The 20,157-nt window shown below is 64.2% G+C and carries 13 protein-coding genes; 8 read left to right on the top strand and 5 right to left on the bottom strand.

Translation table 11 applies throughout. The features are described 5' to 3' along the window. Positions 1–11 precede the first annotated feature (11 nt). Entirely contained in the window at positions 12–2,657 is a 2,646-nt protein-coding gene (aceE, locus tag QOS90_RS17055; RefSeq protein ID WP_027594324.1) for a pyruvate dehydrogenase (acetyl-transferring), homodimeric type, read from the bottom strand. A 383-nt stretch (positions 2,658–3,040) separates the two neighbouring features. Here aceE and glnE point away from each other — a divergent pair, with 383 nt between their 5' ends. From glnE to QOS90_RS17015, 8 genes are all read left to right on the top strand, one after another. Then, complete coding sequence (gene glnE, locus QOS90_RS17050) at positions 3,041–5,974, top strand: bifunctional [glutamate--ammonia ligase]-adenylyl-L-tyrosine phosphorylase/[glutamate--ammonia-ligase] adenylyltransferase (protein ID WP_085274044.1); 2,934 nt, start codon at positions 3,041–3,043, stop codon at positions 5,972–5,974. A gap of 173 nt (positions 5,975–6,147) precedes the next feature. Continuing rightward, positions 6,148–7,197: a lipopolysaccharide heptosyltransferase II gene (gene waaF / locus QOS90_RS17045; protein ID WP_085274045.1), complete on the top strand. Its 1,050-nt coding sequence runs from the start codon at positions 6,148–6,150 to the stop codon at positions 7,195–7,197. Continuing rightward, entirely contained in the window at positions 7,198–8,256 is a 1,059-nt protein-coding gene (waaC, locus tag QOS90_RS17040) for a lipopolysaccharide heptosyltransferase I (RefSeq protein ID WP_027594327.1), read from the top strand. After that, positions 8,256–9,380, top strand: a complete 1,125-nt coding sequence (locus QOS90_RS17035; protein ID WP_027594328.1) for a glycosyltransferase family 4 protein — start codon at positions 8,256–8,258, stop codon at positions 9,378–9,380. The genes waaC and QOS90_RS17035 overlap by 1 nt, the downstream gene beginning before the upstream one ends. After that, a complete protein-coding gene (gene rfaP, locus QOS90_RS17030) occupies positions 9,377–10,183 on the top strand; it encodes a lipopolysaccharide core heptose(I) kinase RfaP (protein ID WP_085274046.1) in 807 nt (268 codons plus the stop codon). The genes QOS90_RS17035 and rfaP overlap by 4 nt, the downstream gene beginning before the upstream one ends. Beyond that, positions 10,183–10,917, top strand: a complete 735-nt coding sequence (locus QOS90_RS17025; protein WP_085274047.1) for a lipopolysaccharide kinase InaA family protein — start codon at positions 10,183–10,185, stop codon at positions 10,915–10,917. Before rfaP ends, QOS90_RS17025 begins: the two co-directional genes overlap by 1 nt. Next, positions 10,914–11,666 (top strand): lipopolysaccharide kinase InaA family protein, encoded by a 753-nt coding sequence (locus QOS90_RS17020; RefSeq protein ID WP_085274048.1) that lies wholly within the window; start codon positions 10,914–10,916, stop codon positions 11,664–11,666. The genes QOS90_RS17025 and QOS90_RS17020 overlap by 4 nt, the downstream gene beginning before the upstream one ends. Then, positions 11,666–13,108, top strand: coding sequence for a lipopolysaccharide kinase InaA family protein (locus tag QOS90_RS17015; protein ID WP_085274049.1), 1,443 nt, complete (start codon positions 11,666–11,668; stop codon positions 13,106–13,108). The genes QOS90_RS17020 and QOS90_RS17015 overlap by 1 nt, the downstream gene beginning before the upstream one ends. Here QOS90_RS17015 and QOS90_RS17010 read toward each other — a convergent pair. The 4 genes from QOS90_RS17010 to QOS90_RS16995 form a co-directional block, all read right to left on the bottom strand. Continuing rightward, the gene (locus QOS90_RS17010; RefSeq protein WP_085274050.1) at positions 13,069–16,083 is read right to left on the bottom strand and encodes a dermonecrotic toxin domain-containing protein; all 3,015 of its coding nucleotides are present in this window, start codon (positions 16,081–16,083) and stop codon (positions 13,069–13,071) included. The genes QOS90_RS17015 and QOS90_RS17010 overlap by 40 nt on opposite strands. A 69-nt stretch (positions 16,084–16,152) precedes the next feature. Beyond that, positions 16,153–16,329, bottom strand: a complete 177-nt coding sequence (locus QOS90_RS17005; protein WP_172960334.1) for a hypothetical protein — start codon at positions 16,327–16,329, stop codon at positions 16,153–16,155. Then, positions 16,326–17,438, bottom strand: a complete 1,113-nt coding sequence (locus QOS90_RS17000) for a PepSY-associated TM helix domain-containing protein (protein ID WP_085274083.1) — start codon at positions 17,436–17,438, stop codon at positions 16,326–16,328. Before QOS90_RS17000 ends, QOS90_RS17005 begins: the two co-directional genes overlap by 4 nt. 83 nt (positions 17,439–17,521) lie before the next feature. Continuing rightward, the gene (locus QOS90_RS16995; RefSeq protein WP_085274051.1) at positions 17,522–19,954 is read right to left on the bottom strand and encodes a TonB-dependent siderophore receptor; all 2,433 of its coding nucleotides are present in this window, start codon (positions 19,952–19,954) and stop codon (positions 17,522–17,524) included. Positions 19,955–20,157 lie beyond the last annotated feature (203 nt).

Here is a 20,157-nt window from a genome sequence, read left to right as displayed (position 1 = left end):
AAAAATACTCCTCAGCAGTCCAGTGGGTTGCGCTTGTCCGGATCGATGCCGAACTTGACGATAGCGTCAGCCACCACTTTCGGTTCGATCTCGCCACGGTCAGCCAAGGCTTCCAGGGCAGCCAGCACCACGAAGTGGCGGTCAACTTCGAAGAAGTGACGCAGCTTCTTGCGGCTGTCGCTGCGACCGTAACCGTCGGTACCCAGGACTTTGAACTCTTTGCTCGGCACCCACTGGCGAATCTGTTCGGCGAACAGCTTCATGTAGTCGGTGGAGGCGATGACCGGGCCTTTGCGACCGTTCAGGCATTCTTCGACGTAAGTCAGCTGAGGCTTCTGGCCAGGCTTGAGGCGGTTGGCGCGTTCCACGGCCAGGCCGTCGCGACGCAGTTCGTTGAAGCTGGTGACGCTCCACACGTCGGCACCGACGTTGAACTCTTCACGCAGGATCTTCGCTGCTTCGCGGACTTCGCGCAGGATGGTGCCGGAGCCCATCAGCTGAACGTGGTGCGCGGCTTCGCGGGTGTCTTCTTCGAGCAGGTACATACCCTTGATGATGCCTTCCTCGACACCGGCCGGCATGGCTGGCTGCTGGTAGGATTCGTTCATCACGGTGATGTAGTAGAAGATGTCCTGTTGCTCTTCGGTCATCTTCTTCATGCCGTCCTGGATGATCACCGCCAGCTCGTAGCCGTAGGTCGGATCGTAGGTGCGGCAGTTCGGGATGGTGCCCGCCATCATGTGGCTGTGACCGTCTTCGTGCTGCAGGCCTTCACCGTTGAGGGTGGTACGGCCGGCGGTACCGCCGATCAGGAAGCCACGGGTGCGGCTGTCGCCAGCGGCCCAGGCCAGGTCGCCGATACGCTGGAAGCCGAACATCGAGTAGAAGATGTAGAACGGCAGCATCGGCTGGTTGTGGCAGCTGTACGAGGTACCGGCAGCGATGAACGACGACATGGCGCCGGCTTCGTTGATGCCTTCCTCGAGAATCTGGCCCTTCTTGTCTTCGCGGTAGAACATCACCTGGTCTTTATCGACTGGCTCGTAGAGCTGGCCGACGGACGAGTAGATGCCCAACTGGCGGAACATGCCTTCCATACCGAAGGTACGGGCTTCGTCCGGGATGATCGGGACGATGCGCTGGCCGATTTCCTTGTCCTTGACCAGCTGCGCCAGGATGCGCACGAAGGCCATGGTGGTGGAGATTTCGCGGTCGCCCGAGCCGTCCAGGATCGCTTTCAGCGTTTCCAGGGATGGGGTCGGCACGCTGAAGCTCTTGGCGCGACGTTGCGGCACGAAGCCACCCAGGGCAGCGCGGCGCTCGGCCAGGTACTTGGCTTCGGCAGAACCTTCTTCCGGCTTGAAGAACGGCAGGTTCTCAAGGTCAGCATCCTTGACCGGGATGTCGAAGCGGTCACGGAAGTGACGCAGGCTGTCGACGTCGACCTTCTTGGTGTTGTGCGCGGTGTTCTTGGCTTCGCCTGCACCGGTGCCGTAACCCTTGATGGTCTTGGCCAGGATGACAGTCGGCTGCTCTTTGTGGTTCACCGCCTGGTGATAAGCCGCGTAGACCTTGTACGGGTCGTGGCCGCCACGGTTGAGCTTCCAGATCTCTTCGTCGGACAGGTCTTCGACCATGGCCTTGAGCTCTGGGGTGTTGAAGAAGTTCTCACGCACGTACGCGCCGTCTTTGGCTTTGTAGTTCTGGTACTCGCCGTCGATGACTTCGTCCATGCGGCGCTGCAGGGCACCGTTGGTGTCCTTGGCCAGCAGTGGGTCCCAGAAGCGGCCCCAGACGACTTTGTTGACGTTCCAGCCACCGCCACGGAACACGCCTTCGAGTTCCTGGATGATCTTGCCGTTGCCGCGAACCGGGCCGTCGAGGCGCTGCAGGTTGCAGTTGATGACGAAGATCAGGTTGTCCAGCTTCTCGCGGCCAGCCAGGGCGATTGCGCCCAGGGATTCCGGCTCGTCGCACTCGCCGTCGCCCATGAAGCACCAGACCTTCTGCTTGCCGGCCGGGATGAAGCCACGGGCTTCCAGGTACTTCATGAAGCGCGCCTGGTAGATCGCCTGGATCGGGCCCAGACCCATCGAAACGGTCGGGAACTGCCAGAAGTCAGGCATCAGCCATGGGTGCGGGTACGAAGACAGGCCGTTGCCGTCCACTTCCTGACGGAAGTTGTTCATCTGGTCTTCGCTGATGCGGCCTTCCATGAAGGCACGGGCGTAAACGCCTGGCGAAGCGTGGCCCTGGAAGAACACCAGGTCGCCGCCGTGTTCTTCGGTCGGGGCCTGGAAGAAGTAGTTGAAGCCGATGTCGTACAGGGTGGCACTGGAGGCGAAGCTGGAGATGTGGCCGCCCAGGTCCGAGTCCTTCAGGTTGGTGCGCATCACCATGGCCAGCGCGTTCCAACGCACCAACGAGCGAATGCGGCGTTCCATGAACAGGTCGCCAGGCATGCGTGCTTCGTGGGTGACAGGGATGGTGTTGCGGTATGGCGTGGTGATCGCATACGGCAGCTGGGAGCCACTGCGGGTGGCCAGCTCGCCCATACGGGTCATCAGGTAATGAGCGCGGTCTTCGCCTTCTTTGTCGAGGACCGACTCCAGGGCATCCAGCCATTCCTGGGTTTCGATTGGATCGAGGTCTTGCATGGCTTGCTCCAGGGCGGAAAGGCAACCAGAATCGATTGCCTGAGTTTGCGACTGGCCTTATGGGCAGACGTCGTGAATTCTTGGATTACCGGAGTGTGATCCGGCGCCGTGTAGTTTTACTACAAATGCATTCGCATTTCATGCTTTTAGACAGTCGGGGTAGTAGTAAAACTACACAAATGCGGCTTTTGGTCGCACCCCGGCTTGTGGGGAAAAACGTTCATGTTGGTTGGCGATGTGTCGCGAACGGGTGATTCTTGATGTTTTTTGCCAGTGATTGCTTTTTTTCAGCTATTTCCAACTTTTGTATGACAGTCCAACCGTGGTCCGCCTTCCATTTGGCCGCCTTTACCCCTCTCTTTCACGCCGATCAAGGATAGTCCATGCGCCTGCCTTTGCCGCTCGATCTGCCCGCCACCCTGCAACCGCTGGTCGCTCGTAATCAGCAGTTCCTCAGCGAAGCTGTGGCTGGCCACCCCGAACTCGACCTGAACGGTTGCAGCCCGGCCCATCGGCAACAGTTTGACCAAGTTGCTGCCGCCAGCGACTTCGTCCTTGGCCTGGCCCAGCGCGAACCGGCCATGCTGCTCGCCCAGGTGGCCAGTGGTGAACTGGACCGCCGCTATGCGCCCGGCGAGTTGCGCGGGCAGATCGCCGCAGTGGCCCAGGCAGCGCAAAGCGAAGACGAGCTGGCGCGTAACCTGCGGCGCGAGCGCAATCGCCAGCAGTTGCGCATCATCTGGCGCGACATTACGCGCCAGGCCGAGCTGGGCGAAACCTGCCGTGACCTGTCCGACCTTGCCGACGCCGCCATCGACGAAGCGTATCAATGGCTGTACCCACGCCATTGCCAGCAGTTCGGCACGCCCATCGGCCACCGCAGCGGCCTCGCGCAGCACATGGTGGTGCTGGGCATGGGCAAGCTGGGGGCGGTGGAGCTGAACCTGTCGTCGGACATCGACCTGATCTTCGCCTTCCCCGAGGGCGGCGAGACTGAAGGGGTGAAGCGCTCGCTGGACAACCAGGAGTTCTTCACCCGCCTGGGTCAGCGCCTGATCAAGGCCCTGGACCCGGTCACCGTCGACGGTTTCGTGTTCCGCGTCGACATGCGCCTGCGCCCTTACGGTTCGGCCGGTTCGCTGGTGCTGAGCTTCAATGCCCTGGAGCAGTACTACCAGGACCAAGGCCGCGACTGGGAACGCTACGCCATGATCAAGGCGCGGGTGGTGGCCGGTGACCAGGCGGCAGGCGCTCAGTTGCAAGAGATGCTGCGCCCGTTCGTCTACCGCCGTTACCTGGACTTCTCGGCCATCGAAGCCCTGCGCACCATGAAGCAGCTGATCCAGCAGGAGGTACGGCGCAAGGGCATGTCCGAGAACATCAAGCTGGGTGCTGGCGGCATCCGCGAGGTGGAGTTCATCGCCCAGGCCTTCCAGCTGATTCATGGCGGGCGAGACCTGAGCCTGCAGCAACGGCCCTTGCTCAAGGTGCTGGCGACCCTCGAAGGGCAAGGTTACCTGCCACCTGCGGTGGTGGCCGAGTTGCGTGAAGGCTACGAATTCCTGCGTTATACCGAGCACGCTATCCAGGCCATCGCCGACCGCCAGACGCAGATGCTGCCGGACAATGAAATTGACCAGGCGCGGGTCGCCTACATCCTCGGCTTCGCCGACTGGCAGGGCTTCCATGACCAATTGATGTACTGGCGCGGCCGGGTCGATTGGCACTTCCGCCAAGTGATCGCCGACCCGGATGATGAGGACGGCGAGGGCGAACTGGTGGTCGGTGGCGAATGGTCGCCGCTGTGGGAGCAGGCGCAGGATGAAGACGCCGCCTGTCGTCAGCTTGAGGAAGCCGGGTTCAAACAACCCGCCGATGCATTGCGTCGCCTCGCCGGGTTGCGGGGCAGCCCGCAATTGCGCTCGATGCAGCGCATTGGGCGCGAACGTTTGGACGCCTTTATTCCAAGGCTCCTGGCCCAGGCCGTGGAGCACCAAGACCCTGACCTGGTGCTTGAACGCGTGCTGCCGCTGGTCGAAGCGGTTGCGCGGCGGTCGGCCTACTTGGTGCTGCTCACCGAAAACCCGGGGGCCTTGCGCCGCCTGTTGACCCTGTGCGCGGCCAGCCCCTGGATCGCCGAGCAGATCGCCCGCTACCCGTTGCTGCTCGATGAGTTGCTCAACGAAGACCGGCTGTTCAGCCCGCCATTGGCGCCGGAGCTGGCCAGCGAACTGCGCGAGCGTTTGACGCGCATCCCCGAAGACGACCTGGAACAGCAGATGGAGGCGCTGCGCCACTTCAAGCTAGCCCACAGCCTGCGTGTGGCGGCCTCGGAAATCAGTGGCAACCTGCCGTTGATGAAAGTCAGCGATTACCTGACCTGGCTGGCCGAAGCCATCCTCGACCAGGTGCTGGCCCTGGCCTGGCGCCAGACCGTAGCCCGCCACGGCCAGCCCAAGCGCAGCGACGGCAGCCTGTGCGACCCGGGCTTCATCATCATTGGTTATGGCAAGGTCGGTGGGCTTGAACTGGGCCATGGCTCGGACCTGGACCTGGTGTTCATTCACGATGGCGACCCCCAGGCCGAAACCGATGGCGCCAAGCCGATCGACAGCGCGCAGTTCTTTACCCGCCTGGGCCAGCGCATCATCCACTTGCTGACCACCCAGACCAACTCTGGCCAGCTGTATGACGTGGACATGCGCCTGCGCCCGTCCGGCGCTTCGGGGCTGTTGGTCAGCTCGCTCGGTGCCTTCGAGCGCTATCAACAGAATGAGGCCTGGACCTGGGAGCACCAGGCCTTGGTGCGTGCGCGTGTGCTGGTCGGCTGCAAACAGGTGGGCGCGGCGTTCGAAGGCGTGCGCGCCAACGTCCTGGGCCAACCCCGTGACCTTGAAACGTTGCGCACCGAAGTCAGTGAGATGCGCGCCAAGATGCGCGGCAATCTTGGCACCAAGGCCACGGCTGCCGGCACCGCAGCCAATGCCTTCGAGGCCGGTGTACCCTTCGATATCAAGCAGGATGCCGGCGGTATCGTCGATATCGAATTTATGGTGCAATACGCGGCTTTGGCCTGGTCTCACGACCACCCGGCCATACTCCGATGGACCGATAACATCCGCATTCTGGAAGAGCTGGAGCAGGCAGGTTTGATGCCGGCCAGTGACGCGGTGCTGTTGCGTGAAGTGTACAAGGCGTTCCGTTCTGCCTCGCACCGCCAGGCCCTGCAGAAGCAGGCCGGGGTGATCGATGCGGCGCAGTTTGCCGATGAACGCCGCGAGGTGCGGCGGATCTGGGGCGAGCTGGGTTTGACTTGATACCGCTGGGGCCCCTGTAGGAGCGGCCTTGTGCCGCGAAGGGCTGCAAAGCAGCCCCAAAGGTCCATGCCCCACCACCGGTGTTACACTGTCCGCCACATAGCCTGAATATAAAGAGGGGAGGCCAGGCTGTACCGCAGCCTGTAGCCTCCCCGAGCGTTTCTGGACTAAGCATGAGAATACTGATCATTGGCCCCAGCTGGGTCGGCGACATGGTAATGGCGCAGACCTTGTTCCAGTGCCTGAAACAGCAGCACCCCGACTGCGTGATCGACGTGCTGGCGCCCGAATGGAGCCGGCCGATCCTCGAACGCATGCCCGAGGTGCGCCAAGCGTTGAGCTTCCCGCTCGGCCACGGTGCGCTGGAACTGGCCACCCGACGTCGCATCGGCAAGTCCCTGGCCGGCCAGTACGACCAGGCAATTCTGCTGCCCAACTCGATGAAATCGGCGTTGGTGCCGTTCTTTGCCGGTATTCCCAAGCGCACCGGCTGGCGCGGCGAGATGCGCTTCGGCCTGCTCAACGACGTGCGCAAGCTGGACAAGGCACGCTACCCGTTGATGATCGAGCGCTTCATGGCCCTGGCCTACGCGCCGGGCGTCGAGCTGCCACAGCCTTACCCGCGCCCCAGCCTGCAGATCGAACCGCAGAGCCGTGACGCCGCCCTGGCCAAGTTCGGCCTGGCACTCGACCGCCCGGTGTTGGCGCTGTGCCCCGGTGCCGAGTTTGGCGAGGCCAAACGCTGGCCGGCCGAGCACTACGCCGCCGTGGCCGAGGCGATGATCCGCCAGGGCTGGCAGGTGTGGTTGTTCGGTTCGAAAAGCGATCACCCCGTCGGCGAGCAGATCCGCGACCGGCTGATCCCGGGCTTGCGTGAAGAATCCTACAACTTGGCCGGCGAAACCTCGCTGGCCGAGGCCATCGACCTGATGTCTTGCGCCGATTCCGTGGTGTCCAACGACTCCGGGCTGATGCACGTGGCGGCCGCGCTGAATCGCCCGCTGGTCGCCGTGTATGGCTCGACCTCGCCGGGTTTCACGCCGCCGCTGGCCGAGCAGGTGGAAGTGGTGCGCACCGGCATCGAATGCAGCCCGTGCTTCGACCGCACCTGCCGCTTCGGCCACTACAACTGCCTGCGCCTGCTCGACCCGCAGCAAGTCATCGCCGCCTTGCACAGCCTGGGCGGTCCGAACCTGATCGATACCGTGGCCGAGGTCGACTAAGTGCGGGTACTGATCATCAAGACATCGTCGCTGGGGGATGTGATCCACACCCTGCCGGCGATCACCGATGCCGCCCATGCGATACCGGGCATTCGTTTCGACTGGGTGGTGGAAGAAGGCTTTGCCGAGATCCCCAGCTGGCACCCGGCAGTCGACCAGGTGATCCCGGTGGCGATCCGTCGCTGGCGCAAGAACATCTGGCAGACCCTCAAGAGCGGCGAGTGGAAGGCGTTCAAGCAGCGCGTTCGCGCGCGCAAGTACGACCTGGTGATCGATGCCCAGGGCCTGGTCAAGTCGGCCTGGCTGACCCGCTACGTCAAGGCACCGGTGGCAGGGTTAGACCGCTACTCGGCGCGCGAAGGCCTGGCCAGCCGTTTTTATGACCGGCGCCTGTCGGTCGCCACGGGCCAGCACGCGGTCGAACGTGTGCGCCAGCTGTTCGCCCTGGCCCTGGCCTACGACTTGCCGGAAGGCATCGGCAACTACGGCCTCGACCTCGATCGCCTGCAATTGCCGCCCGCTGCGCCCTACGTGGTGTTCCTGCACGGCACCACCTGGGCCACCAAGCATTGGCCCGAGGCTTACTGGCGCGAGCTGGCCGAGCGCATGGGCCGGCGCAAGCTGCAAGTGCGCCTGCCGTGGGGCAACCCGGCCGAGAAGGCACGCGCCGAACGTATCGCCCAGGGCTTGAATAACTGCCAGGTACTGCCCAAGTTGAACCTTGTCGGCGTTGCCCGCGTGCTGGCGGCGGCCAAGGCCTGCGTGGCGGTGGACACCGGCCTGGGCCATTTGGCTGCGGCGCTGGATGTGCCGACCATTTCACTGTTCGGCCCGACCAACCCGGGCCTGACCGGCGCCTATGGCCGCGCCCAGGTTCACCAGGCCAGCGATTTCCCCTGTGCGCCGTGCCTGCAGAAAAAGTGCACCTACAAGCCGAGCGCCGATGACCTGCGCCGGTTCGATCTCAAACGCGAGTGGCCGCTGTGCTTCACTCGCCTGAATCCCGAGCATGTGGCGAGCCGCTTGAGCGCGCTGCTGCTGGCTGAGGATGTTCGTTGATGCAACTGGCTTTCGTGCTTTACAAATATTTCCCCTTTGGCGGGCTGCAGCGCGATTTCATGCGCATTGCCCTGGAATGCCAGAAGCGGGGCCACCAGATCCGTGTGTACACACTGATCTGGGAAGGTGACATTCCGCCTGGCTTCGAAGTGCTGGTGGCGCCGGTCAAGGCGCTGTTCAACCACCGCCGCAACGAGAAGCTCAGCGCCTGGATGGAAGCCGACCTGGCCAAGCGCCCGGTCGACCGCCTGATTGGCTTCAACAAGATGCCGGGGCTGGACGTGTACTACGCCGCCGACGGCTGCTTCGAGGACAAGGCTCAGACCCTGCGTGGTGGCCTCTATAAGCGCTGGGGCCGCTACCGGCACTTTGCCGAGTACGAGCGGGCGGTGTTCGCCAAAGATTCGAAAACCGAGGTGCTGATGATCTCGGAGGTGCAGCAGCCGCTGTTCGTCAAACACTACGGCACCCCGGCTGAACGCTTCCACCTGCTGCCGCCGGGCATTTCCCAGGACCGTCGGGCGCCGGCCAACGCCGCCCAGATCCGCGCCGAGTTCCGCCAGGAATTCAACCTGGGCGACGATGACCTGCTGCTGGTGCAGATCGGTTCGGGCTTCAAGACCAAGGGCGTCGACCGCAGCCTCAAGGCTTTGGCCGCGCTGCCGTCGGCCTTGCGCAAGCGCACCCGGTTGATGGTCATCGGCCAGGACGACCCCAAGGTCTTCCAGTTGCAGAGCGCCACCCTCGGCCTGGGCGACCAGGTGCAGTTCCTCAAGGGGCGTAGCGATATCCCACGCTTCCTGCTGGGCGCTGACCTGCTGATCCACCCGGCCTACAACGAAAACACCGGCACCGTGCTGCTCGAAGCGCTGGTGGCAGGCCTGCCGGTGCTGGTTTCCAAGGTGTGTGGCTATGCCCATTACATCGCCGAAGCCGACAGCGGCTTGGTGCTGGACGAGCCGTTCGAACAGGAACAGCTCAACGGCTACCTGCAACGCATGCTCGAAGACCCGCAGGCCCGTGCCGACTGGTCGCGCAACGGCCTGGCCTTTGCCGATACGGCCGACCTGTACAGCATGCCGCAGCATGCTGCTGATGTGATCCTGGGGCAGGAGACCGCATGAAGCTGATACTGGCCGAACCCTTCAAGCGCTTGTGGGCCGGGCGTGATGCCTTCGAGGCCGTGGAAGCGCTGCAAGGCGAGGTGTACCGCGAGCTGGAAGGGCGCCGCACGCTGCGCACCGTCGTCGAGGGCGAGGGGTTTTTCGTCAAGATCCACCGCGGCATCGGCTGGGGTGAGATCTTCAAGAACCTGTTCAGCGCCAAGCTGCCGGTGCTCGGTGCCGGCCAGGAATGGCGAGCCATCCAGCGCCTGCACGAGGTCGGCGTGCCGACCATGACCGCCGTCGCCTATGGCGAGCGCGGCAGCAACCCGGCCACTCAGCATTCGTTCATCGTGACCGAAGAACTGGCGCCGACCATCAGCCTGGAAGACTTCAGTATCGACTGGGTCAAGCAGCCGCCCGCGCCACGCCTCAAGCGTGCGCTGATCGCCGAAGTGGCGAAGATGACTGGCGGCATGCACCGCGCCGGGGTCAACCACCGCGACTGCTACATCTGCCACTTCCTGCTGCACACCGATCGCCCGGTGACGCCAGAAGACTTCAAACTGTCGGTCATCGACCTGCACCGTGCCCAGACCCGGGCGACAATCAGCCGCCGCTGGCGTGACAAAGACCTGGCCGCGCTGTACTTCTCGGCGCTGGACATCGGCCTGACCCGGCGCGACAAGCTGCGCTTTTTGCGTGGCTACTTCCAGCGCCCGCTGCGCCAAGTGCTTGCCGACGAGGCCGCGCTGCTCGCCTGGCTGGAACGCAAGGCGCAGAAACTCTATGACCGCAAACAACGCTATGGGGATGCACTCTGATGGCGGGTTGGACACTGGCGCCAGGCTACGAACACCTGGCGGCGGATTTCGGCAGCCTTGACGCAGTCTTCGCCCTGCAGGGTGAACGCCTGACCCGCGACCCGCTCAGTGAAGTGGTGCGCATCGAGCGCGAGGGCGTCAATTACTACGTCAAGCGTTACACCGGGGCGGGCAAGCACATGCGCCGCTACCTCGGCCGGCCGCGCATCAAGGCCGAGTGGCAAAACCTCAAGCAGTTCGCCAAGTGGGGCATTCCCACCGCCGAAGTGGTCGCCTGGGGCCTGGAGCGCAATGGCCTGGCGTTTGGCCGCGGGGCGATGATCACCCGTGAGTTGCCGCGCACCGAAGACCTGTCGGCCTTGGCCGAACGCAAAGACCCGCGCCTGGCAGACCCCGCCTGGGTCGACCACGTCAGCCGCCAACTGGCGCGCCACACCCGGGTCATGCACGAGCACCGTTTTGCCCACAACGACTTGAAGTGGCGCAACCTGCTGGTCGACGACCAGGGCACGCTGTTCTTCATCGACTGCCCGACCGGCGACTTCTGGCGCGGCTTCATGTGGCGGCACCGGATGATCAAAGACTTGGCGTGCCTGGACAAGGTCGCCAAATACCACCTGTCGGCGACCCAGCGCCTGCGTTTCTACCTGCAATACCGTGGTCGCGACAGGCTCAACGCCCGCGACAAGCAGCGGATTCGCCAAGTGCTGAGCTTTTTCGAGGGAAGGGAATGACCGATTACCTGGCCAGCGCGGACCTCGCGCTGCTCAAACGCCACGGCTTGAACGATTTCGACGCGCTGTGGGCGCTACAGCTCGATGCCGTGGACGAGCCCAACACCGGGCGTGGGGGCTGGAGCAGCGTGTTCCGCCTGGAACTCGAAGGCAAGGGCTACTACCTCAAGCGCCAGAGCGACTACCTCACCCGTACCTTGCACCGGCCATTCGGCGAGCCAACCTTCGCCCGCGAATTCCGCAACATCAGCCGCTACCAGAAGCTGCACATTCCGGCCTTGCAAGCGGTGTTCTATGGCGAGCGCAAGCAGGCCGGCGAGCACCGGGCGATCCTCATGACCCGTGCCCTGGACGAGTGGGCCGACCTGGACAGCCTGCTGGCTCAGTGGCCGCAGTTGGGCGATGCCGAACGCAACGGCATCCTAGAGGCCTGCGGCCAGTTGGCGCGCACGCTGCACAGCGCTGGCCAGGTGCACGGCTGCTTCTACCCCAAGCACATCTTCCTACGGCAACGCCGCGAAGGCTGGGATGCCCAGCTGATCGACCTGGAAAAAACCCGGCCCCTGCTGTTCGGCATGCGTGACCGGCTCAAGGACCTGGAGCCCCTGTTGCGCCGTGCGCGGGCCTGGAGCGAGGCGGATGTGCGCCACCTGCTGGCAGCCTACCTGGTGCAGCCGGCGGACAGCACGCTGGTCGGCACCTGGCTGCAACGCCTGACGCAACGCCGTCGTGAAAAAGAGGCCCGCTGATGCGTTTGTCTGAACTGAAAGAGGCCGGGCGCGCCCCGGCGTTGCCCCTGAACGTGAGCTTGGCCGATGCCGCCGGCAGCGCCGAGCTGCAACTGCTCAGCCTGCTGCGCGTGCTGCCCGGCCAGCGTTATGTGGGTGCTGGTGTCTGGCGCGGCACGCCGGTGCTGGCCAAGCTGTTGGTGGGCAGCAATGCTGCCCGGCACTTCCAGCGCGAGCTGCAAGGCGTCAAGTGGCTGGCCGAGCAGGGCCTGACCACGCCGAAACTGCTGGCCGATGGTTTGAAGGAAGGCGAGGGCGGCTGGCTGCTGTTCGCGTTTCTGGATGGCGCCGAAAGCCTGGCTGATGCCTGGGCCGCCGTGGAGCACCTGCCCGTACTGGCAGACGAGCAACATGCGGTGTTGGGTGAGGCGCTGACTGCGGTGGCGCAGATGCACGCCAAGGGCTTGTGGCAGGAAGACCTGCACCTGGACAACCTGCTGCGCCATGGCGGCAAGCTGTACCTGATCGACGGCGCGGGCATCAAGGCCGAGACCCCGGGCCAGCAGTTGTCGCGCCCGCGGGTGCTGGAAAACCTCGGCGTGTTCTTCGCCCAATTGCCCAAGCGCCTTGAGCCGTTCATCGAAGAGCTGCTGGTACATTACCTGTTGGCCAATGCCGAGCACGCGCTGCCACTCGAAGCGCTGCAGAAGCAGGTGGACAAGGTGCGCAGCTGGCGCCAGAAGGACTACCTGGAAAAGGCCGGCCGCGAGTGCTCGCTGTTCAGCGTCAAGCGCAGCCTTTCGGGCCTGCGGGCGATTCGCCGCGCTGAGGTGCAGGCCATGCTGCCGGTGCTGGAGCATGCCGATGAGCTGATCGACAAAGGCCACCTGTACAAGACCGGTGGCGCCGCCAGTGTGGCCCGCATCGAGGTCGATGGCCGGCAACTGGTGCTCAAACGCTACAACATCAAGAACACCGCGCACTGGTTCAAGCGCTTCTGGCGCCCTAGCCGTGCCTGGCACTCGTGGATCGAAGGCCACCGCCTGGAATTTCTCGACATTGCCACGCCACGCCCTCTGGCAGTGCTAGAGGAGCGTGTCATGGGCCTGCGCAGCCGTGCCTACCTGGTCACCGATTATGTCGATGGCCCGGACCTGACCGCGTGCTTCGCGCCCTATGTGGAAAACGGCGAGGCACCTGAAGAGCAGGTCGACGCGCTGGTGAAGGTCATGCAGCAACTGATCCGCGAGCGCATCAGCCATGGCGACTTCAAGGGCCATAACCTGTTCTGGGATAACGGCCAGTGGTCGCTGATCGACCTCGATGCCATGTGCCAGCACGCCACCCAGCTCAGCTTCGCCCCGGCCTATGCCCGTGACCGGGCGCGGCTGCTGCGCAACTGGCCGCGTGACAGTGCCTTGCATCAGCGGCTGGACCGGTTGCTGCCGCGGTTGTCCGAATAAGCTGCCGGCAGCGCCAGCCAGTTGCTGCTGCGGCCGGTCTGGCGCACGCGGATGCGCCATTGCGCATCCTGCCAGCGCAGCACTGCCCACGCGGGCACCGCGCCGCGCAGCGTCTCAGGCAGTACCAGGTGGTAGTGAGCGGCGAGCAGATGGCGGCGCACGGGTAACTGGTGGCTGCCTAGTTGCAGGTACAGCGTGGTGTTGTCCTGAATCAGCTGGGCATCGTCTTCGCTCGCGGTGCCTTGTAACGGGGTGGACAGGCGGCAGTCTTCCAACAGTTGCTGGATATTCGGCAACCCGTCGTACCAGAGCACTGGGGAGTCGACCACCCAACTGCCATCCAGGCAGCGCTTGATCGGCAGCTTCAGGTAGGTGTTCGGCTGGTTCGGGTCGGTGGCGCGCCAGCGTGTGCCGTCGAAGGTGACATTGAAGTAGCGGCCCAGGTTATCCCTCACGTAGTACTGCGACAGGCCGGGGCTCGCCGACTGCTGTTCGTACACGGCCTCGTCGTGCAGCGCGTCGATGCGGTAGCGCAGCTTTGCAACGTCAGGGGTCGCCTCGTAATGCCGGGGCAGCGGCACCGGTGGCGGCTTGGGCAGGCCGCGCATGACCCGGCGCATCAGCCCAGAGCCTGCCATGTCGTTGATCCCCGCGGTGGCGTGGCCAAGAGCGGCGACTGCGTGATGGAGCGCGCCGTTATGGTCGGCCCGGTCGAGCGCTTCGAAACCGTCCCAGATGGAAATGCCCATGCGCCCGAACGCCAGTGCGGTCGAGCCCGCCTGCGGCAGCACCAGGGTGAGGATATCCAGCACCAGCCTGAGCACATTGACCGAAAACTCCCCCAGCAGCTCTTGATTGCTGCGGGTCACGGCATTGGCTTGGGCCATCAGGGTGTTGACCTCGGCGCGGTAGAGGGCGTCGTACAGGTTGCCGGTGATGGTCTGCAAGCTGATGTGTGAGCCCAGGCGGCCCTGTACCAGCAGTGCCTCCAGGCTTCTTCGGTTGCCCAGCGGCAAGCGTTGCAACACATAGTGGCGCAACTTCGCATCGCTGCGCACGGCGCGGATCAGCGCCCGAGCGTTGTTGTATTCACGCCAGGGGCGGCGGTCTGGCGCGTCGGGGCTGTAGACCACGATGCGGTAAGCGTGCTCTGGCGAGACCAGCAGCACGACACCTTGCAGGGTTTGCCCCTGGATCAGCATCTGCCGGGCGATCACCTGTTGTTCGTTGCGGTGCGGCCGATTGTGGCTGTCGGGTGAGTGAATGACGCAGTCGGCCCAACCATACCCCTGCTCGATCGTGCTCGGCTGAAAATGCCCGGCATAACGCGCCTTGACCGCTTCGGCGTGCATGCGCGTGCGGCACAGTTGCGCGTAGGCTTGCTGGCGCCAGCGGCCATGGGGCGAATCGAGCAGTTGGGTGCGCAGGTAGGCTTGGTAGCCGCTGCCGGCATTCAGGCGCCGTACGATCTGCTTGACCCGCAGTGGCGTCAGGGCTGGCAGCGGCTGATCCGCGTCGAGGTGCACGCGGGCGGTCAGCCAGTAATCGACGTCGAACCAGGCGATATTGAGCAGTGCCAGTTCATCCAACCGGTAGCTTTGGTTGACCAGTTCAATCGTCCCGCCAGCGTGCGGGCGGCTGGCCACGGGGATGTAGGCGCTGGTGTCGAGCGGGTTGCTGACGGGGCCGACCTGGCGCGCCAGGGTCACGCTGATCGAGATCTGCTCGGGTGCGGTGTCGATGCCGGGGTCTTGCTGCAGAAACTCGCGCAGCCGCTGGCGCACCCAGGCCAGCAGGGTGTGGCGTTGGTTGAACTGCTCCAACGTGAGGATGCCTGGCGCGGCGGCGGCCTTGATGGCCGCCACCTGCTCTTGCATGGCTTGCATGATGTGGGCAACGCCTTGCTGCGAGGTCGAGCGCAACCAGTCGGGCATGTGCTTTTCCAGCAACAGGCCATAGCGGGTGGCTACTGGACCTTGGCTGCCGAGCTCGCGGTGCAGATCCAGTGCGTTGCCCAGTTGGGCGTCGAGGTGTTCGATATTGCGTTGCAGCCCCTGCGCCCAGGCGGCCTGCCAGGCGGCGGTCAGGCGCTTGCCATGGGCCTCGCGAATGGCCAGTGCCTGCGCTTCGGCGAGGTCCTCGCTGAACCAGTCGTAGCGCAGGCGTTCGGCCCGCTGGGCTCTTTGGCGTTCTTCGCTCACCACCAGCAGTCTGGTCAGCGGTTCGCTCTGCACCGGGTCTTCGAGGCGTTCGCATAATTCCACGTGCAAGGCGGCCAGGCTGTCGAACGCTTCGATGCCATGCACGATGCTGCACAAAAGCACCCGCCCGACCGGTTCCTGCGCGTCGAGCAAGCGGCCCTCCGGGCCGTTCTCGGTGAGGATCAGCACGCCTGGCAAGTGGCTGCGCCAGTTGGGCGCCGAGCCCGACAGCAACGGGCGGTACAGCTGCGGGCGGCTGGCGGCGGGCAGGTGCTGGCGTTGCCAGGGCTGTGGGTATTCAAGGCAAGTAGTCAGCAACCGGGCGTGCTCCACAGACAAGGTCTGGTCGTGGCTGCGCAAGCGCATCTCGGTGAGCAGTTGATCGCGGCGCAGGGTGGCCAGGCGTGTTTGCCGGCTCAGCCCTTTTTCGTCACGCGCTAGCCAATAGCTGGCCAGGCGCGCATGCAAGCCTTGGCGAAGCGTCGCGCAGAAGCGTTCGATGTGGGCGTTGAAGTCGCTTGGCAGGTTGAGCGGGCGGTCGTCGTGTCGGGCTTGCGCACCGGCCGGTGGCTTGAAGGCGCCGCCGTCGAACAGGTGAAAGCCGACCAGGTCCAGCAGGCGCAAGCGCCCGAAGTACAAGGTTCGGGCGGTGATCGCTGAGTTGGGGAACAGGGTGTTCAGGGCTTGGTCGAGGCTGTGTTCCACACCCGGCAAGGGGGGCAGTAGTGCGTCGAGTTGGCTGTCCAGCGACTGGAGGCGCAGCAGCGGTGTCATGGCCTATCTCCTGGTGAAAGAGGACCATGCTGCACCGCGTTGGCCGGGTGGCTGCGTTAACCCGTTACCTCAGCGCCGCCAGAAGCCGCGCAGTGCCAAGTACGCCGGCAGGCCCAGGCCCACCCAGGACAAGCCATCCCACGCGCCGTCGCCCAGCAGCGCAGCGAACAGGCCCAAGGCACCGAGCAGGGCGATGAGTGCCGGCCAGGCGAAAATCTTAGTGGTCGATCGCGACGCGTGGCTCATGGCTTGGCCTCCCGTGGTTTGCGCTGCTTGCCCCACCACAGGTACAGGCCGCTGCCGAGCACGATGAGGGTCAGCACGTCGAGCACCGCCCAGAGGATCTGCATGGGGCGCCCGCCGTAGTCACCGAAGTGCAGCGGCTGCGACAGGCCCATGGCGTCCATGTACCAGGGCCGCTCGCCGACGGCGGTCACCTGCAGGGTCTGCGCATCGATCAGCACCGGGGTGAGCAGGTGCGAGGTCAGGTGCGTGGCGCCTTTCATGAACACGGCGTAGTGGTGCTCGCTGGAAAAGCGCGTGCCAGGGAAGGCGATGAAATCCGGGCGCATGCCGGGCGCCGCGTGCTCAGCGATGGCCAACAGGCGGCTGGCCGGAGCGCGTTCGGTGAGCGGCGGGGCATCACGGTAGGGGGCGACCATGGCGGCCAGGCTGTCGTTGCGCCAGGCGGCGATGACCAGGTCGGACAGTGCACTGATCACACCGGTGACGCCAACCGTCAGCGCCCAGGCCAGGGTCACCACGCCGATCAGGTTGTGCAGGTCGAGCCAACGCAAGCGGCGGGACTTGTCGTGGCGCACCGTGGCGAAATCCAGGCGGCGCATGAACGGCGCGTAGAGCACGGTGCCAGAGACGATCGCCACGACGAACAGCACGCCCATGAACGCCAGCAGCAACTTGCCAGGCAGGCCGGCGAACAGGTCCACGTGCAGGCGCAGCATGACCATCATGAACCCGCCGTTCGCAGCCGGCATGGCAACGGCTTCGCCGGTGCGGGCGTCGAGCATGAAGGTGTGCGACGCATTGGGCTCGGTGCCGGCGGTCGCGGCCATGATCGCCACCACGCCGTTGCGCTCGTCCTCGTCATAGCCAAAGTACTGCATCACCTCGCCGGGGCGGTGTTGCTCGGCCTTGAGCACCAACTGTTGCAGGTCGAGGTGCGGGGTGCCGGCGGGCATCTCGCGCAGTTCAGGAGCGTCACCGAGCAGGTGTTCCAGTTCGTGGTGGAAGATCAGCGGGAGGCCGGTGAGGGCCAGCAACAGTAGGAACAGGGTGCAGACCAGGCTGCTCCAGGTGTGGATGAAGGACCAGCGGCGGATGGTTGAGCTTTTCATTTCATTTTGTTTCTCGACGTCCAGAAAGACCAAAGCCGCCCCTTGAAGGACGGCTTGGTCGGCGCGCGTGGGTCGTCAGGTCATCACCATTTGTAGGTGGCGCTGGCGACGACGCTGCGCTCATCTCCGTAGTAGCAGTAGTAACTGTCACAGGTGGAGAGGTAGTCCTTGTTGAACACGTTGGTCGCGTTGACCGCCACCGACGCACCTTTGAGGCTGTTGTTCAGGCGGCCGAGGTCGTAGTGCACCGAGGCATCGAACACGGTGTAGGCATTGGCCTTGCCCAGGTAGGTGTTGGCCTGGTCGCCATAGGTATTGCCGGTGTAGCGCGCGCCACCGCCGATGCCAAAACCGTCAAGCACGCCGCTGTGCCAGGTGTAGTCGGCCCACAGCGAGGCTTGCTGGTTGGGCATCAGTTGCAGGCGGTTGCCTTTGTAGTCGCCCTTTTGCACTTCGGACTTGGCCAAGGTGTAGGCAGCGGTCAGCTTGAGGTTTTCGCTGACGTCGGATACCGCTTCCAGCTCCAGGCCGCGCACTTTCACTTCGCCAGTCTGGCTGGTGACGCTCACGTTGCCGATGGTGTTGGTGACCGAGACGTTTTTCTGGGTCAGGTCATACACGGCTGCCGACAGCAACGTGTTGGAACCTGGCGGTTGGTATTTGATACCCAGCTCCCATTGCTTGCCTTCGGTCGGTTTGAACGACTCCGTGGCAGACACGGCGGCATTGCTGACCGGCTGGAACGACTCCGCATACGACAGATACGGTACAAAGCCCGAGTCGAACACATAGCTGATCGCCGCGTTGCCGCTGAACTGCTTGTCACGTTGGGTGTTGGTGGCATCGCCCTGGTTGAGGTACTTGGTGCCGGTGTGCACCCAATCTTCCCGGCCACCCAGGGTCAGGCGCCAGTTGTTCAGTGCCATCTGGTCCTGGACATACAGGCCCGTCTGACGGGTTTTCTGGTTGTAGTCATAGAACGCCGTGGAGCGATCCGGGCGGGTGATCGGCAGCCCGTAAACCGGGTTGTTGACGTTGCTGTTCGGTACGTTGAAGCCGTAAATCGACAGGTAGTTGGTGTTGACGCGCTGGTGGTCCAGGCCGATCAGCAGGGTGTGGGTAATGTCCCCGCTGGCGAAGTCAGCCTGGAAGTTGTTGTCCACGGCGAATTGGCTGATGTCTTCGTCGACGTTGGTGGACATGCGGCTGACAGTCCCATCGTCTTGCACTGGCCCACCGCCCTCGTAGTAGCTGCCGGGGGTGATGGTCTGGAACGCCAGGTCCGACTTGGTGTAGCGCAGGTTTTGGCGGAACTGCCAGACATCGTTGATGCGATGCTCGAAGGCATAGCCCAGCGCGTAGTAGGTGCGGTCGTAGAACTCGTAGTCCGGATCGCCCAGGTTTTTGTGGTGGGAGACCTTGCCGAACGGCATGTCGATCTTGGTGCCCTGGATCGGCCGAAACTGGCTGGTGGCGCCGGTATCGTCGCGGGTGAACTGGGTCAGCAAGGTCAGCGAGGTGTCGTCGTCGATGTTCCAGGTCAGGCTCGGGGCGATGTTGTAGCGCTTGTCGTCGATATGGTCGATCTGGGTGCCGCCATCGCGGATCACGCCACTGACGCTGTACAGAAACTGGCCCTGGTCGTCGATTTTGCCGGTGCTGGCGAAGTTGATCTGGCGGTGGTTGTCGCTGCCATACTGCAGTTCGATTTCGTGGGCGCTTTCAGCTTGAGGGCGACGGCTGACCATATCCAGCAGGCCGCCCGGTGGGGTTTGCCCGTAGATCGAGGACGCTGGGCCGCGCAGCAGTGCGAGGCGGTCGAGGTTCCAGGTTTCGGCTTTCGGGTTGGCGTACACGCCACGGGGCAGCGGCAGGCCATCGAGGAACTGGGTCGGCTCGAAGCCACGCACGCGCATCCAGTCATAGCGTGTGTCGCTGCCGAAGCTGGCAGACACGATGCCGGGCATGTAGCGCACGGCATCATCCAGGCTGTGCACGCCGCGGTCGGCCATTTGCTGGCGCGTGGCAACAGAGATGGAGCGGGGGACTTCGACCAGCGCGGTATCGGTCTTGGTGCCGGCGGCGGTGCGCTGGGCGAGGTAGCCCTCTACCGGGCCCCAGGCGCTTTCGCTGACGCTGTCGGCGTTCACGGTGGTTTCCGGCAGTGCCAGGGTGCCGTCCGGGACGGCCACCAGGCTGTAGCTGCCAACGCTGCTCTGCTGCAGCTGCAACCCAGTGCCGCGCAGGGCGGCCTGCAAGGCGCCGATGCCGTCGTACTGGCCGTTGACCGGGGCCGAGGTGCGGCCGCTGACCAAGGCCGGGTCGATGGCCAGGGCGATGCCTGATTGGCTGGCGATCTGGTTGAGGGTGCTGGCCAAGGGCGCGCTAGGCAGGTCGTAGGCGCGCTGGGCGGATTGCTCGGCGGCGAACAGGGCAGGGCTGGCCAGCGGCGCGGCCAGGCCAATGGCCAGGGCCATCAGGCTGGGGCGCAGGATACGATCGACAGTACGGGACATGCAGCGGCTCCAAGACGGATAAGTGCTAACTGCTTCCTTGCCGAGCGAGATTTCAAAAGTGACAGGGCTTGTCGAAAAAAAAGTAAAAAGACTTCAAGAACCGGCGATGCCCGTTCAAACGCCATCCGCTGTAGGAGCAGCCTTGTGCTGCGAAGAGGCTAGTGAAAGCAGCGAAGATCCACTGTGTTGTTGCGGGCCTCTTC

This window comes from Pseudomonas sp. LAIL14HWK12:I10 (assembly GCF_900184205.1).
Classification (GTDB): domain Bacteria; phylum Pseudomonadota; class Gammaproteobacteria; order Pseudomonadales; family Pseudomonadaceae; genus Aquipseudomonas; species Aquipseudomonas kermanshahensis.
Note: the sequence above shows the minus strand (reverse complement) of the source record. Positions and strands in the feature narration are given on the sequence as shown.

Bases quoted from the DNA above. Each gene is read 5' to 3' on its own strand.
- aceE (WP_027594324.1), bottom strand. From the start codon at position 2,657: ATGCAAGACCTCGATCCAATCGAAACCCAGGAATGGCTGGATGCCCTG.
- glnE (WP_085274044.1), top strand. From the start codon at position 3,041: ATGCGCCTGCCTTTGCCGCTCGATCTGCCCGCCACCCTGCAACCGCTG.
- waaF (WP_085274045.1), top strand. From the start codon at position 6,148: ATGAGAATACTGATCATTGGCCCCAGCTGGGTCGGCGACATGGTAATG.
- QOS90_RS17035 (WP_027594328.1), top strand. From the start codon at position 8,256: ATGCAACTGGCTTTCGTGCTTTACAAATATTTCCCCTTTGGCGGGCTG.
- rfaP (WP_085274046.1), top strand. From the start codon at position 9,377: ATGAAGCTGATACTGGCCGAACCCTTCAAGCGCTTGTGGGCCGGGCGT.
- QOS90_RS17025 (WP_085274047.1), top strand. From the start codon at position 10,183: ATGGCGGGTTGGACACTGGCGCCAGGCTACGAACACCTGGCGGCGGAT.
- QOS90_RS17020 (WP_085274048.1), top strand. From the start codon at position 10,914: ATGACCGATTACCTGGCCAGCGCGGACCTCGCGCTGCTCAAACGCCAC.
- QOS90_RS17015 (WP_085274049.1), top strand. From the start codon at position 11,666: ATGCGTTTGTCTGAACTGAAAGAGGCCGGGCGCGCCCCGGCGTTGCCC.
- QOS90_RS17010 (WP_085274050.1), bottom strand. From the start codon at position 16,083: ATGACACCGCTGCTGCGCCTCCAGTCGCTGGACAGCCAACTCGACGCA.
- QOS90_RS17005 (WP_172960334.1), bottom strand. From the start codon at position 16,329: ATGAGCCACGCGTCGCGATCGACCACTAAGATTTTCGCCTGGCCGGCA.
- QOS90_RS17000 (WP_085274083.1), bottom strand. From the start codon at position 17,438: ATGAAAAGCTCAACCATCCGCCGCTGGTCCTTCATCCACACCTGGAGC.
- QOS90_RS16995 (WP_085274051.1), bottom strand. From the start codon at position 19,954: ATGTCCCGTACTGTCGATCGTATCCTGCGCCCCAGCCTGATGGCCCTG.